The organism is Nocardia noduli (assembly GCF_019038455.1).
Lineage (GTDB): Bacteria > Actinomycetota > Actinomycetes > Mycobacteriales > Mycobacteriaceae > Nocardia > Nocardia noduli.
Genome location: NZ_JAFMPL010000095.1, coordinates 1 through 14,109 on the forward strand (window position 1 = coordinate 1; position 14,109 = coordinate 14,109).

General features: G+C 67.4%; 13 protein-coding genes and 1 pseudogene. 4 read left to right on the forward strand and 10 right to left on the reverse strand.

The annotated features are described in order from the left end of the window. Nucleotides 1-308: 308 nt before the first annotated feature. Nucleotides 309-2,507: a copper-translocating P-type ATPase gene (locus JZ792_RS32485; RefSeq protein ID WP_216916714.1), complete on the reverse strand. Its 2,199-nt coding sequence runs from the start codon at nt 2,505-2,507 to the stop codon at nt 309-311. Nucleotides 2,508-2,630: 123 nt separating this feature from the next. Between JZ792_RS32485 and JZ792_RS32490 the strand changes: the two genes are divergently transcribed. Beyond that, entirely contained in the window at nt 2,631-4,175 is a 1,545-nt protein-coding gene (locus JZ792_RS32490) for a multicopper oxidase family protein (protein WP_308165544.1), read from the forward strand. Nucleotide 4,176: 1 nt separating this feature from the next. On the opposite strand, the gene JZ792_RS32495 is transcribed toward JZ792_RS32490, so the two are convergent. From JZ792_RS32495 to JZ792_RS32520, 6 genes are all read right to left on the reverse strand, one after another. Beyond that, nucleotides 4,177-5,556, reverse strand: a complete 1,380-nt coding sequence (locus JZ792_RS32495) for an MFS transporter (protein ID WP_216916741.1) — start codon at nt 5,554-5,556, stop codon at nt 4,177-4,179. Nucleotides 5,557-5,606: 50 nt separating this feature from the next. Continuing rightward, nucleotides 5,607-6,743, reverse strand: coding sequence for a PLP-dependent cysteine synthase family protein (locus tag JZ792_RS32500; RefSeq protein WP_216916715.1), 1,137 nt, complete (start codon nt 6,741-6,743; stop codon nt 5,607-5,609). A gap of 119 nt (nt 6,744-6,862) precedes the next feature. Beyond that, on the reverse strand, nt 6,863-7,324 hold the full coding sequence (gene lpqS, locus JZ792_RS32505; RefSeq protein WP_216916716.1) for a putative copper homeostasis (lipo)protein LpqS: 462 nt from the start codon (nt 7,322-7,324) through the stop codon (nt 6,863-6,865). Between the two features lie 154 nt (nt 7,325-7,478). After that, the gene (locus tag JZ792_RS32510; RefSeq protein WP_216916717.1) at nt 7,479-8,246 is read right to left on the reverse strand and encodes an alpha/beta fold hydrolase; all 768 of its coding nucleotides are present in this window, start codon (nt 8,244-8,246) and stop codon (nt 7,479-7,481) included. A 74-nt stretch (nt 8,247-8,320) separates the two neighbouring features. Continuing rightward, a complete protein-coding gene (locus tag JZ792_RS32515; protein ID WP_216916718.1) occupies nt 8,321-8,527 on the reverse strand; it encodes a heavy-metal-associated domain-containing protein in 207 nt (68 codons plus the stop codon). Nucleotides 8,528-8,773: 246 nt separating this feature from the next. Further along, entirely contained in the window at nt 8,774-10,177 is a 1,404-nt protein-coding gene (locus JZ792_RS32520; RefSeq protein ID WP_216916719.1) for an MFS transporter, read from the reverse strand. 96 nt (nt 10,178-10,273) lie between these two features. Between JZ792_RS32520 and JZ792_RS32525 the strand changes: the two genes are divergently transcribed. Continuing rightward, complete coding sequence (locus tag JZ792_RS32525) at nt 10,274-10,873, forward strand: TetR/AcrR family transcriptional regulator (RefSeq protein ID WP_216916720.1); 600 nt, start codon at nt 10,274-10,276, stop codon at nt 10,871-10,873. A 67-nt stretch (nt 10,874-10,940) separates the two neighbouring features. On the opposite strand, the gene JZ792_RS32530 is transcribed toward JZ792_RS32525, so the two are convergent. The 3 genes from JZ792_RS32530 to JZ792_RS32540 form a co-directional block, all read right to left on the reverse strand. Further along, nucleotides 10,941-11,609 carry a DUF305 domain-containing protein gene (locus JZ792_RS32530; RefSeq protein ID WP_216916721.1) on the reverse strand — a complete coding sequence of 223 codons (669 nt, stop codon included), beginning with the start codon at nt 11,607-11,609 and terminating at the stop codon, nt 10,941-10,943. Nucleotides 11,610-11,698: 89 nt separating this feature from the next. Further along, complete coding sequence (locus JZ792_RS32535; RefSeq protein WP_216916722.1) at nt 11,699-12,172, reverse strand: hypothetical protein; 474 nt, start codon at nt 12,170-12,172, stop codon at nt 11,699-11,701. Nucleotides 12,173-12,308: 136 nt separating this feature from the next. Next, nucleotides 12,309-12,785, reverse strand: a complete 477-nt coding sequence (locus tag JZ792_RS32540; protein ID WP_308165545.1) for a DUF2269 domain-containing protein — start codon at nt 12,783-12,785, stop codon at nt 12,309-12,311. 332 nt (nt 12,786-13,117) lie between these two features. Here JZ792_RS32540 and JZ792_RS32545 point away from each other — a divergent pair, with 332 nt between their 5' ends. Both JZ792_RS32545 and JZ792_RS32550 read left to right on the forward strand, forming a co-directional pair. Beyond that, nucleotides 13,118-13,687 carry a TetR/AcrR family transcriptional regulator gene (locus tag JZ792_RS32545; protein ID WP_216916723.1) on the forward strand — a complete coding sequence of 190 codons (570 nt, stop codon included), beginning with the start codon at nt 13,118-13,120 and terminating at the stop codon, nt 13,685-13,687. 166 nt (nt 13,688-13,853) lie between these two features. Next, nucleotides 13,854-14,096: pseudogene (locus JZ792_RS32550) on the forward strand (YnfA family protein); the annotation flags it as partial. Nucleotides 14,097-14,109 lie beyond the last annotated feature (13 nt).

The window sequence follows — 14,109 nt, forward strand, 5'->3', positions numbered from 1 at the left end:
ATCCACATCCTCGACAACCAGCGGCTTCAACCCTGAAAAGACAACTCCGACAGATACATTCACCACATCCACCGACACATCCTGCCGTCAGAACGCGCTGAGCTACCACCGGAAGTGAGCCAGAGCCCAAAAAAAAATCCACAGTCCCCATAAATGCGAGAAGCAGGACTTTGGTACCTGGCGTCAGTTGATGTGCTTGGTGTGCCATCGAGAGGTTCACCAGCTTGGGGCCACGGCATCGGTGGCGCGGCGGAGTAGGCGGGGATCACATCTGTTCGGGTCGAGTTCAGGATCTGCGCGGCGAGACCTCAATTACTTGTGTGCAACGAATGCGCGGAGGGGGTCGCTGCGTCTTGGTCCGAGATTGGCGCGATGGTGTCGGGGCGCAGGTCGAGTCGTCGTAGCAGTTGGGCGTTGAGTGCGACGACGACGGTGGAGGCGGACATGAGCAGTGCGCCTATTTCCATGGGCAGGGTGATGTTCCAGTGGGCGAGGATTCCGGCGGCGAGGGGGACGGCGAGGATGTTGTATCCGGCTGCCCAGGTGAGGTTCTGGATCATTTTGCGGTAGGTCGCTTTCGACAGGGTGATGATCGAGAGGACCGAGCGGGGGTCGTCGCTGGCCAGCACGACTCCGGCCGAGGCGATGGCGACGTCGGTTCCCGCGCCGATGGCGATGCCGACGTCTGCGCGTGCGAGGGCGGGGGCGTCGTTGACGCCGTCGCCGACCATCGCCACGATGCGCCCGGCGTCTTGGAGTGCTTGGACTTTGGCGCCTTTGTCTTGGGGCAGGACACCGGCGAAGACTTCGTCGATGCCCAGGCGGGCGGCGACGGTGCGGGCGACCGGTTCGGCGTCGCCGGTGATCATCGCGACATGAATTCCCCGGTCGTGGAGTGCGGTGATGGCTTGGGCGGATTCGGGACGGATCTCGTCGGCGAGCGCGACAGCGCCCACGATCTGCTCGTCTTGCACGATGTGCAGGACCGTCGAGCCTTCTTCGGCCCAGGTTCGGGTTTGCGGGAGGGCGTTGAGTTGATGTTCGGCGAGCATGCCGGGGCCGCCGACGGAGACGGTGGCACCGTCGATGGTGGCGGTGACGCCGATGCCGTTGCGGGCGGAGAATTCCGTCGCGGTGGGAACCGTGAGGTCGCGGCCGGTGGCGGCGGTGATGATGGCGCGTCCGAGGGGGTGTTCACTGTCGGCTTCGACCGCCGCCGCCAGGGCGATGACCTGATCCTCGGTGGTGCCGTTGGCGCCGATCGCTGCGATCAGGGCGGGTTCGCCGCGGGTGAGGGTGCCGGTCTTGTCGAACAGGACCGCATCGACAGTGCGCATGGCTTCCAAGGCGCGGCGGTCGGTGATCAGGACTCCGGCGCGGGCGGCGCGTTCGGTGGCGATGGCGATGACCAGCGGGATGGCCAGGCCGAGGGCGTGCGGGCAGGCGATGACCAGGACGGTGATGGTGCGGGTGATCGCGGATTCGGGTTCACCAAGCACCAACCACACCGTCGCGGTGAGGACCGCGGAGATCGAGGCGAACCAGAACAGCAGGGCGGCGGCGCGGTCGGCCAGGACTTGGGCGCGGGAAGTGGAGTTCTGGGCTTCGGCGACCAGGCGTTGGATCCCGGCCAGGGCGGTGTCGTCGCCCACGGCGGTAATCCGTACGCGCAGAGCCGAGTCGGTGGTGACGGTTCCGGCGACGACCTTGTCCCCAGGTGCCCGGCGCACGGGCTTGGACTCACCGGTGATCATGGATTCGTCGACGTCGGCGGTCCCGGTTTCGACGGTGCCGTCGGCGGGCACACGCCCGCCCGGGCGCACCACGACCAGATCCGCGGCACGCAGCTCGCTGACAGGCACGGTGGTGACCGTGCCGTCCTCGCCGAGGCGTTCGGCCTGGTCGGGTAGTAGGGCTGCCAAGGATTCCAGGGCGCTGGAGGCTTGGCCGAGTGAACGCATCTCGATCCAGTGCCCGAGCAGCATGATCACGATGAGCAGCGCCAGTTCCCACCAGAAGTCCAGGTCGTGGGCCAGAATGCCGAGAGTCGCGCCCCAGGAGGCGAGGAAGGCGACGGTGATCGCCAGCGCGATCAGCAGCATCATCCCGGGTTGGCGGGCGCGGATCTCGGTGACCGCGCCGGTCAGGAACGGACGCCCGCCCCAGAAGAACATGATGGTGCCGCCCAGCGGGGACACCCACGACAAGGCGTCGGGCACGGTGTAGCCGAGCAGATCGGCGAACATCATCGACGCCGCCACGACCGGCACCGCCAGCACTAGCATCACCCAGAACAGGCGCCGGAACATCCCTACATCGTGACCGGCATGACCGCCGTGCCCCTCGTGATCGTCGCCGTGCTCATGGTGGCCGCCATGGCCGGGGTGTTTCTCGCCCTGCTCGGTGTGATCGCCGTGGGCGTGGGCATCCGAGGCCGCAGCGGTGGTGCCGATGTGGTCGGCGTGCAAATGGTGGCGGTCTTCGGCGGGGTTCTGATCGCTGGACATAACTCGCAGAATATACCCCTAGGGGGTATCAGTAAAGCGTGTCGGCGGTTCGACACACCGCTACTCCGATCGAGCAGTCCGACCAGGCCCGAGATACGGGGTGGGGGTAGTTACGATCGAGGCGTGAAGGGACAGCGCGCGGGGTGGTCGCGGCGGGATGTGCTCGCAGCCGGACTCGGCTGCGCTGTGGCGGTCGCGGCGGGGTGCTCGGCCGACTCGGGGTCGGGCAGGGCGGTGGGAGTGGATTCGGAGGCCGTGCGGGTGGCCGAGGCACGGCGGCGCGCAGGCTCGGCGCCGGTTCGCCGGTTCGCGTTGCGTGCGGAGTCCTCGGTGGTGGATCTGGGCGGTGTGCTGGTGTCGACCTGGACTTACGGGGGACGCCTGCCAGGAGCGGAGATCCGACTCGGGCGCGGCGAGGTCGCGGCGGTGCGGGTCGACAACGCGCTGCCGCAGGCATCGACGGTGCACTGGCACGGGCTGGCGCTGCGCGCGGACATGGACGGTGTCCCCGGTCTGACCCAGGCTCCCATCGCAGCCGGGACCGGATCGGACTACGAGTTCACCGTCCCCGACGCGGGGACCTATTGGTTGCATCCGCACACCGGCGTGCAGCTCGATCGCGGGTTGTATGCCCCGCTGATCGTGGAGGACCCCGCCGACGGCGCCGATTACGACCTGGAAGCGGTGGTCGTGCTCGATGACTGGCTCGACGGGATCGAGGGACGCGATCCCGACACCGAACTTGCCCGGTTGCGTGCGGCGGGCATGCACGACATGAGCGCCCACCCCGCTCAGGCGGGCGGGCACGCAGGTCATGGCGGACACCAGACCGCGCAGAGCGCTCCGTTGGGTGATCACGGTGGGGATGTGAGCTACCCGTTGTTTCTGATCAACGGCCGTGCCCCCACCGATCCGGTGACCTTCGATGCCCGGCCGGGGCAGCGGATGCGGTTGCGGATCATCAATGCCGCCGCCGATACCGCCTTCCGTGTCGCGCTCGGCCGCCACCGGTTGCGCGTCACCCACTCCGACGGCTTTCCCGTCTTCGCGACCACGACCGACTCGTTGCTGATCGGAATGGGCGAACGTTACGACGCCGTCGTCGAACTCGCCGAAGGCGTATTCCCACTGCTCGCGGCGGCGGAAGGCAAAACGGGGCAGGCGATGGCGCTGATCCGCACCGGACCCGGCCAGGCACCGGACCCGCGCGTGCGAGTACGGGAACTGGCCACCGCGCCCTTGACCGTGGACCGGCTGCGGGCCGACCCGGCGGTGCGCCTGCCCGCGCGCGCACCCGACAAGGTGCTCGATGTGCGGCTGGGCGCTGATGCCGCCCGATATGTGTGGACGATCAACGACCATGCACCCCTGGACGGCTCGGTCCACGAGGGCGGGCACACGGTGTTCGAGGTGTCGCAGGGACAACGGGTGCGGTTGCGGTTGGTCAACGCCACCACCATGTTCCATCCGATGCATCTGCACGGGCACACCTTCGCCATGGTCGACGGCAGCGGAGGCGGGCCGCGCAAGGACACCGTGATCGTGGCCGCCGGTGACACCGTCGAGGTCGACTTCGACGCGAACAATCCAGGGCAGTGGATGCTGCACTGCCACAACGCCTATCACGGGGAAGCGGGAATGATGAGTGTGCTGTCCTACCGGCACTGACCTACCAGCCACCAGGCCGCTCGCGTGCGGGTCGATGTCGACCCCCTGTAGATACGGGTGGCAGTGCGGGAGATACGGGTGGCAGTGCGGGCAGTTCGATCGTGGGCGGATCGTCGTCGCGGTGATACTGCCGTCCCGACCACGCTCCCGCCAGGACGGGTAGTTCGACAGTGGGCGGATCATCGTGATCGGCGTCCTCGTCGACGCCGTCGCCGGGTGGGTGGCGGTCGAGGTAGGACAGGGCAAAGGTGGATACCGCACCGATGGCGATGAGCCCGGCCCACACCGCCCAGTCCGCGCCCGCGTCCCGGGCGACGCCGAGCAGGGTGCCGGTAGCCAGATTTCCGGCCAGGATGCCGACACCGACGACAGTGTTGTAGAACCCGTAGTGGGTGGCCACGAGCCGTTCCCGAGCGAGGGTGACCACGGTGTCCATCTCGAACGGGAACACCGCGGCCGTGCCCACCGCCAACAGCGCCGCACACCCCAGCAACGCCACGATCGCCGCCGGGGCACCGAGCAGATCCGCGCGGGAAATCAGCGCCAACGGCACGAAAGCGAGGGTGAGGATCGCCATACCCACCACCAGGGCGCGGCTGGTGCCCCAGCGGGCGCGAAACCACGCGGTGATGCGCAACTGTCCGGCCACCGCGATGAGACCAGACACCACGAACAGCGCCGACACCAGCAATTGGGCATGCTCTACGGTGAGAGATCCCGCATGCAGGGGCAACGCCAGATACACCTGGAACGACAACACATACGAGCCGATCATCGCCGTAGCGAACGCCAGGAACCGGCGGTTTCCGACCACTGTGCCCCAGTCGGCGAGGACCGAGCCGCGCTCGGACGCGGTGCTCTCCCGTCGCGGCGGCAACGCCAGCAGCTGAGCGAGGGTGAGCACCGCGAATACCGCGGCGGCTACCGCGGCGGTGAGACGGAAGTCCAGAACCATCAAACCCAGCCCGAGGAGCGGTCCGGCCAGGATTCCGGCCTGATAAAAGATGTTGAACAGCGCGAACGCCTCCACTCGGCGTTCGCCGGTGTCCGCGGCGAGGTAGGCGCGCACCGCGGGGTTGAACAAGGCTCCGGCGAACCCGGTCGCCGCCGAGGCGAGCAGTAGGGCGGGCAGGTCGGTGGCGAAGACCAGCAACGCGAATCCGCCGGTGCGTAACAGGCATCCGGCGACGATGAGTGGTTTGTAGCCGAGGCGGTCGGCCAGGGTGCCCCCGAGCAGGAACATGCCCTGCTGGGAGAAATTTCGGATTCCCAGCACCAGCCCCACCGCCCAGGCCGCCAGCCCGAGCGGACCGGCCAGATAGCCGGCTAGGTAGGGCATGAGCATGTAGAACCCGAGGTTGATGCCGAACTGATTGATCATCAGCAGCCGCGCCGGGAGGTCGAAGCTGCCGAAACTACGGATCACACCGGTCACCGGTCCTGCTCCTTCGCGTCAGTACTCAGAGTGCGGGGGTCGAGGATCCGCGTACAGCGCGTCCACGACCGGAACACTGCCTCCTGCGGGGTGGCCACGGTCTGTGGGCCGGTCGGAGGCTGCGCGAGCAGCAGATCGTGGGCGGTGCAGTAGTCGTTGTTGTAGACGGTGTCGAAGTAGCGTTGCGGCCCATCGGGGAACACCGCCGCGATCCGCGTACCCGCCTCGTACACACCCGTGGCCCAGCCCGCGACCAACCCTGCCGCGCCCACGCTCCAGCCGCCGCTGGCGTGGTGAGTGCCCGCCAGTGCCCGCGCGGCCCACACCGCTTCGGCGGGAGCGACCCAGTGCACTTCGTCGAAGGCGTCGTAGTCGACGTTGGCGGGGTAGATCGAGGAACCCAGCCCGCGCATCAACCGTGGCCCCGCGGGCTGTCCGAAGATCGTCGACGCGACGGTGTCGACCCCGATCAGCACCAGATCGGGATGGGAGCGGCGCAGTACCCGCGCGACCCCCGCCGAGTGTCCGCCGGTGCCGACCGCGCACACCAGCACGTCGACACCGCCCAATTGTTCGAGCAGCTCCATGGCCAGCGACTCGTAACCGGCGACATTGTCGGGATTGGAGTACTGGTCCGGGCACCAAGCACCCGGCTGCGCGTCGAGCAGCTCCTGCACCCGGTCGCGGCGGGCCTGCTGCCAACCACCGGCCGGATGCGGTTGGTCGACCATCTCCACCGACGCGCCGTAGGCACCCAGCATCTGAACCACCATCGGTTCCATACCCGGGTCGGTGACCACGGTGACCGGGTGCCCGTAGGCCAGCCCTGCCAACGCCAGACCCAACCCCAAAGTGCCGGAAGTGGATTCAACGATCCGCGCCCCCGGGACGAGTTCGTTGCGTTCGCGGGCCCGAGCGACCATGTGCAGGGCGGGACGGTCCTTCATCCCGCCGGGATTGAACCCTTCGAGCTTGGCCCAGAAGCCTCTTCCCGCTGGCGCGAGAGGTTGTCCGATCCACAGCACGGGGGTGTTGCCGACCAGAGCCTCGGGGCCACGCACCGCGCCCCCGAGGATTGCTGTAGCAGCGGATACTCCGGGCTCGGGGCGTGCGGGCAGCACCACTTTGTTCATTCGACTGTCGCTTCCTGTATCCGGGCCGCATCCCACCCGGAGGTGGTGGCCCGTCGAGGCGGTGAACGGGCAGACACCGGCCCACCAGCAACAAACAGAGGTGGGCCCGCGCTGACCGATCAGCGTCGAGCGATACAGAACCGATTCAAGATCTCCCGGCCGCCGACCGCGACCACGACTTCACGATGGGGAGGACCACGAGTCCATCGACCCGCCGACACAGGCACAGACACCGCGACCACGGCGGCGAGCAGCAGGGCGATCAGCCAACCGATCGCGAACGGATCGGTGATACGCGCGGGCAACACCACCTGCGCCACGCAGTGACCGGTACGCGGGATGCACCCGATTTCCGTCGAGTCGGCAGCGTGTTCGTGCTCACCGTTGATCTGCGACGCGGTCATTCCGACATGCGCGTGAGCGCGGGAACGAGATTGAGGACCGGAGGTCAGCAGATGGCAGACCAGCAGTGCCACCAGCAGCGCTACCACGACCACAGCCGCGGTCAACAAGCGGCGACGCCGTCGGACCGACACAGCAGCGAGGGACAGCGACGGCGCGGCAGTTCCGATCGCGTTCACCGTCACCTCCCTCGTTCTCGTGCGCCGTCGCCGAAAAGGCGGATCGCGACACTGATGCCATGAACAGATCTGCCAACCCAATCTAGTCCAGCCGCCCTCGGGGCTGGGTGGCGTCGGTGCCACCGCCCTCCCACGGCGAGTCGGCACACCTCGCTCACCTGCCGCGCAAGCTGGTCAGAAAGGTCGCGATAGCCGGAGCCAGGGCGGCAGCGAGATCCTCGGCGGTGTGCAGATCTCCGGAGATCTGCACCGGCGCTACCCGACCGTCGGTGACGGTGCCCGCCACCTGCCGGGCCAGCGCGGTCGGGTGGCGGGGGTCGGTTCCGGGAAAGACCAGCACCGGGGCAGTGATCACTGCCAGTTCGTCGACGGCGGCGAAGGAACGGTCGCGCCCTATCGCGGCCGCGGCCACGATGCTGGCTGGATCCGAGCGGGCGATCGCGTCGCGCACCATCGCCCCGACCACCGGCGGGAACTGCGCCAGGATCGGTTCCCACCCGGCGTGGATCCCTTCGGCGGCCACGCGCTCGGCGAAGGCGTCCATGAATTCGATCTCGGCGGCTTTGGCCTGATCGTCCTCGATGTCCTCCACCCCGATCAACACCGCTCCCGCCACCCGATCCGGGTAGGCCGCGGCCGCACGCAAGGCGATCGTCGACCCCAACCCTGCACCGATGAGCACCGCGGACTCGGCGTCCATGTAGTCGAGCAGAGCAATCAGGTCGTCGGTGTAGCGGGCCCAGGTGTGCGCGGCGGGATCACGGCAGACCGAAGCGCCGTAGCCGCGTAGATCCGGCAGCACCACACGCCCGCGATCGGCCAGTCGTACGGCCAGCGGGATGAGACTGTGATGATCCGGGCCTCCGGCGTGCAACAACACCAACAGCGGTGCTGTCGGATCGGCAGCCACATCGACCCACACATGCAGCTCCGTCGGGTCGGAAGCTGCGGGCACGAAGGTGATTTCTCGCCACATCCACCCGCCGACACCACAGGTCATACGCGTACCTGAGAGCCGATCGGGTCGACGACACCGCGGATCGTGGTCGGATCGACCAGGGTCTCCGCGGTGGCGAGAACCGTGCCGGTGGCCGGATCGGCGGATACGTCGGTGACCCCGTCCAGAGCACCGATCGCCGTGGAACCCTTGGTTGCGCAAGCGCCGCAAGTCATCCCGGACACACCGACAGCGGCGGTAACCATCCCAACCTCTTTCCTGCGCGGGTTCGGAACAACCGAAAGTAACCAACCACAAGATACCCCCGTAGGGTAAGCAATTCAATTGCCGTCCGGTGGTACCGCAGTGGATGGCAGATGGGGAGCGGGACCTCGGCGTACTCGGTCCCGGGGTCGCGGATCCGGACTGCGACGATCGATATTTCCGCGCGTCGAACGATCGACTCCTGCGCGGTGCCGACGGCGGAAGGCGAAGTCGCGTGAGCGGTGGCGTCAGACCGCGTCGGTGCCGCGGCGCGTGGCCAGCGCCGCGGCCACGACGGCGGTCAGGGCGGCGGTGACGAAGCCGCGGGTGAATCCGGCGGTCGTGGTCCCGAGCAGGCTGGCGGCGGCGACGCTGGAGGTGACCGCGGCGCCGAGGGAGGCCCCGAATTCGTGGAAGGTGCTCACGATGCCCGAGGCGATCCCGGCCTCGTGCGGGGCTACCTGCCCGAGAGCGGTGGCCGAGGCGACCACGAACAATGCTCCCGTCCCGGCTCCGGCCACCGCGACACCGAGGACTACCGGCACCGGGTCCAGCCATATCGCCGGGATCGCAAGACCGACGGCGGCCACCACCAACCCCAGGACCGCGAGCCTGCTCGCGTCGATGACGGCCAGAGCGCGGCCGGTGAGGTCGGCCCCGGCCATGGTGGCTATCGCTACCGGCAGGAACAGCAGGCCGGTACGCGCGGCGCTGTAGCCGCGATGGTTCTGGAAGTAAAAGGTGCCCAGGAAGAAGACCGCGATCATCAACGCCGTCGCCATCACGATCAGGAAAGCGCCCGTGGCCACAGGGCGCCGCGCCAACAGTCCGATATCCATCAGCGGCGAGGCGGTACGGCGCTGCCAAACCACGAACCCGACATAGCCGAGTGCGGCCACACCCACCAGCGCGGCGGTGAACAGGTCGATCCAACCACGGTCCCCGGCCCCGACCAGGGCATAGATCAGAGTCGCCGAAGAGGCGGTGACCAGCACTGCGCCGAGTACATCCAGGCGTGGACGCGGACCAGCGGGAGTGGCGGCAGGCAACAACACCGTCAACGCCACCGCGACCATCATCCCGATGGGGACGTTGACGTAGAACACCCACGGCCATCCGGGTCCGGCGGTCAGCAGCCCGCCCAACAGCACCCCGACCGCCGCACCTCCGCCGCCCAGTGCCGACCACACCCCCAGTGCCCGGTTGCGCTCGGCCCCCTCGAACAGGGTTACCACCAGCGACAGTGCCGCGGGCGAGAGCAACGCCGCCCCCACACCCTGGCCGATCCGCCCACCCAACAAGGTCAGCGCGGAATCACCCAGACCCGCCGACAGCGAGGCGAGGACGAAGACCATCAAACCCGCCAGCACCACCGGCTTGGCACCGAACAGGTCGGTGATCCGCCCACCCAGCAACATCAGTCCGCCGAAGGCCAGCGTGTACGCCGACACCGTCCAGGTCAGCGCCTCACGGCTCAATCCCAGATCCTCCCCGATGTGAGGCAGCGCGAGCGCCACCACGGTCACATCGAGGATCAGCATCAACTGCGCCAACCCCAGCAGCGCCAGGATCCGCCACCGCAGCGGGTGGCCGCCGGACTCGGACACCGGTGGGGCCTGCGCCCCAACCGGCTCGGTTTCGTGATCTGTCATCGCGTCCTCCCAAACCATGTAACTCGTACATTCACGTACGAGTTATTACGAGAGGAAGCATAACCTGTACACGGGCATACGAGATAGGGTCTGGTTATGGCCACCGCTGACGCGCATCCACGCCGCCGCGCCGACGCCCAGCGCAGCATCGCCGCGATCGTCGCGGCTGCCCGCGCGCAACTGAGCGCGGACCCCGATGCCAGCATCGAGGACATCGCCCGCGCCGCCGGGGTCGGGCGCCAAACCCTCTACGGGCACTTCCGCACACGTGGCGCACTCGTCGACGCCGCCCTCACCGAAGCCTTGACCGAAGGCGAGAAGGCCCTTGCCGCATTGGACCTCGACGGCGACGCCGACCAGGCGCTCAGCGTCTTGCTGGCCTCGAGTTGGGCGTTGGTCGCCGAATCGGCGGCTCTGCTGACCGCCGCGCAAGCGACCCTGGGTGTCGAGCGGGTCCGGGACCTGCACGCCGCCCCCGCCGAACGTCTCACCGCCCTGCTTGAACGTGGGCGGACCCAAGGAGTGGTGCGCACCGACCTGCCCTTGGAATGGTTGGTCAACCTCGTGCATTACGTCCTGCACGGCGCCGCCACCGAACTACGCACCGGACGCCTGAATCCCGAACAGGTGCCCGGCGTGGTCACCGCCACCCTCCGCTCCGCCCTGCGCCCAGAGCCCGCCACGCCCGGCCCCTGACCGACCCCGGGGACGAAAGTGCCCCTGCGTCGAGGAGTCCGCGAGGCAGGGGCGTCTCGTCCGAATATCAGCCTTGCAGCAGGCCCTGCATCTGGGTGATCTCGGACTGTTGGGCGTCGATGATCTGCTGGGCCAATGCCTTGGCCTGCGGGTTGGCGCCCGCGGCCAGTTCGGTGCGCGCCATCTCGATAGCTCCCTGATGGTGGGCGATCATGCCGGTCAGCCACATCCGGTCGAATTCGGCACCGGTAGCGGCCTGCATCTGGGCCATCTGTTCATCGCTCATCATTCCGGGCATGGCCTCGGGCGTCATAGGCATCGATGTGCCGCCGTGGTCCATACCCGTACCGGCGCTGGTGGTGGGTGTGGTCGTTGCTCCCCATGCCTGCAACCATGCGGTCATGGTCGCGATCTCGGGGTCCTGGGCAGCCTGGATCCGCGCGGCCAAGTCCAGCACCTGCGGATTGGTCGAGCGCGACGGCACCATCGCCGCCATCGCCACCGCCTGCTCGTGATGAGGGATCATCTGCCGAGCGAAGGCGACGTCGGCGTCGTTGCGCACCGCTGTCGCCGCAGCACCGCTCGTCGGGGCGGTCGAGGCCGCCGCCGTAGTGGTGGCCGCGGCACTGCTGTGCTCGTCGTGACCGCCGGCCGAATCGTCGTCGCTACAGCCGGACAGCACAGCCGCCGAAGCCAGTACCGCCACAACAGCCGAGGTAAAAGTCTTGCCAGACATGAATGCTCCTGAAAGTTTCGATGGGGTTGAAGGCGTGCGAAATCAGCACCGCGACCCGGGAGGAACTCACTGGATCCGGCGGACGTCGATCACTGCCGCCACACACACAGAACAGCCAGGCGCCGCAACGTCGGCCCCGGGGGCGGGCGCGCAACCTCGCCGATACCCCAGCGAAGTACCCCTCGTTCGACACTGGCAGACGGTGGCCAGATGACAGCGACGAGGACCAGAGCCACGCCCGCGATCGCGGCCAGAATCGCCAGGCACAGGTGCAACAGATCGCGACCACCATGGTGCTCACCCGCAGGAACGCGACCCCGACCATCCGACTCGCCCTCGCCGGCCATCAGCGGCACAGCGCAGCACGCGGCATACGTCCGGACCTCGACGAAGGCCGACGGCGCCACCACGGCCGCCTCGCCGGAGGAGCCGTGGTGCGAACCCGCATTGTGCGCCGGGGCCTCGACGACCGAGAACAGGAGATGGTGCATGCCCAGCACGGCCACCACCAAGGTGACCATCAGCAATGGACGCGCGAACGCCCTCGAACAGCCGGACAGCACCTCTCGAATCTAGCAGCGCGAACCCACGCCGAACCCACTCCAGTTTCGGGCACACGAACCCTCGGCGAACACGCCTGAACTCCTCGCTCAAGCCACCCATTTTTCGCCAGGCAGTTACGTGTGAGAGCTCTCTCGGTCAGGATTGGGCCGCGGCAGCGTGTTCTCGACGTTGCCGCAATCCGCGTGGCGTGAGCCCGCGGGGTTTATACATCGCCAGGATCATCGCCGCGACCAGAATCATCACCGCCAACGAGGCATGGACGACGAACGTCGGAGCCCGCAACGCCTCCAGGGGTGTGTCGGGACGCATCGCCAGGTCCCCGTACACCTGTGCCGTACGGGTGTAGAGCAGAAGAACCACGGTCGCGACGAGGGTGAGCAGCAACTTGAACAGCACCCAGTAGTGGCGCAGCAAACCCCACGGAGTGGCGACCGACACGACCACCCCGGTCACCAGTGTCGCGAAAGCCAACGGCACCAATACCCACCGGACCAACAATGGTGCGATCAGATCGACCGCCCGAACCAGTTCCACATCGGCAGTGCCCACTCCGGCCACGGCCATGACCAGAAACGTCACCACCGCACCGAGCCAGCCGACCGAAGCGCCCACATGCACAGTCAAGGTGAGCTTTCGGGTCCCCGACGACATCACAAGCATCCCGAGAGCACGGTGGCGGTGAGAGCCGCTGAGCCAACGTGCCGCCCCGGTCCGTGCCGATCGCCTCCCACCAGGATGCCGAGTACCAGCAGAACGATTGCGACCACGGCGGCAATGGCGATGATTTTCACCCAGCGTGGGACGGGAGGGTTCGGTCGTGGCGACGGAGGCGGAGACGTCATCGATGTACCTCTTCCAGTTTGAGCAACACAAGATTTTTACGATACAGTATGTATCGATGCCGTCGGAGTGTCTACCTCAGTGGCGGAATGTAGCCTTATCGGGTGCCGAAGTTGTGGAACGAGACCGTCGATGCGCACCGCCGCACTGTGCGTGAGGCAATTCTCGACACCACCGCGCAATTGGTCGGACAGCACGGCGTGACATCGGTGACCATGTCGCAGATCGCCCATCACGTCGGCATCGGCCGAGCGACGCTCTACAAGTACTTCTCCGACGTCGGTGCCATCCTCGAGGCATGGCACGAAACGCAGGTCACTACACACCTGCACCAGCTGACTTCGGTCGTCGCCGAAACCGATGTCTCCGAGCGTTTGGATACAGTGCTGGCAAAATATGCGGGCATCCTGCGAGAAGCGGGACGTCAGCACGACACCGAACTGGGGGCGGTGCTGCACCGCAGCCCGCATGTCGCCCGAGCGCAACAGCAGCTTCGCCACCTACTGACCGATGTGATCGCCGAGGCCGCGGCCGCCGGAACGGTCAGAACCGACATCGCAGCCGAGGAACTGGCCACCTACTGCCTGCACGCCCTCACCGCGGCCACCGAACTATCCACCGACACAGCGGTCGCCCACCTGGTGGCACTGACCCGAGCGGGAATGAACCCGTGACCGATCGCACCCGAGCTGCTGGTCGCGGGTATAGCGATTGGACCTCTGGCTGAAGTTCGATCGCCGCTGCGATTGCGTGTGGAATTCGATCGCCTGCTGCGATAGTTTCCCTGCGGACGCGGCCCTGTTGGTGATTTCGAGTTTCGTGGTGGGCACAGTGGTGGCCCGCGGCTGGGTATGGATCGGCGCCGGTGTCATCGCGCTAGGACTGCACGGAATCGTCGCCACCCTGCAACCCGATGCCCACTTCGGGCGCATCCTCGCCGCCTACGGCGGCGTCTTCGTCGCCGGATCACTGCTGTGGGCAATGGCCTTGGACGGATTCCGTCCCGACCGCTACGACCTCGCCGGTGCCGCCCTGTGCCTGATCGGCGTCGCCGTCATCATGTACGCACCCCGGCCCGCCTGACCCGACCTGACCG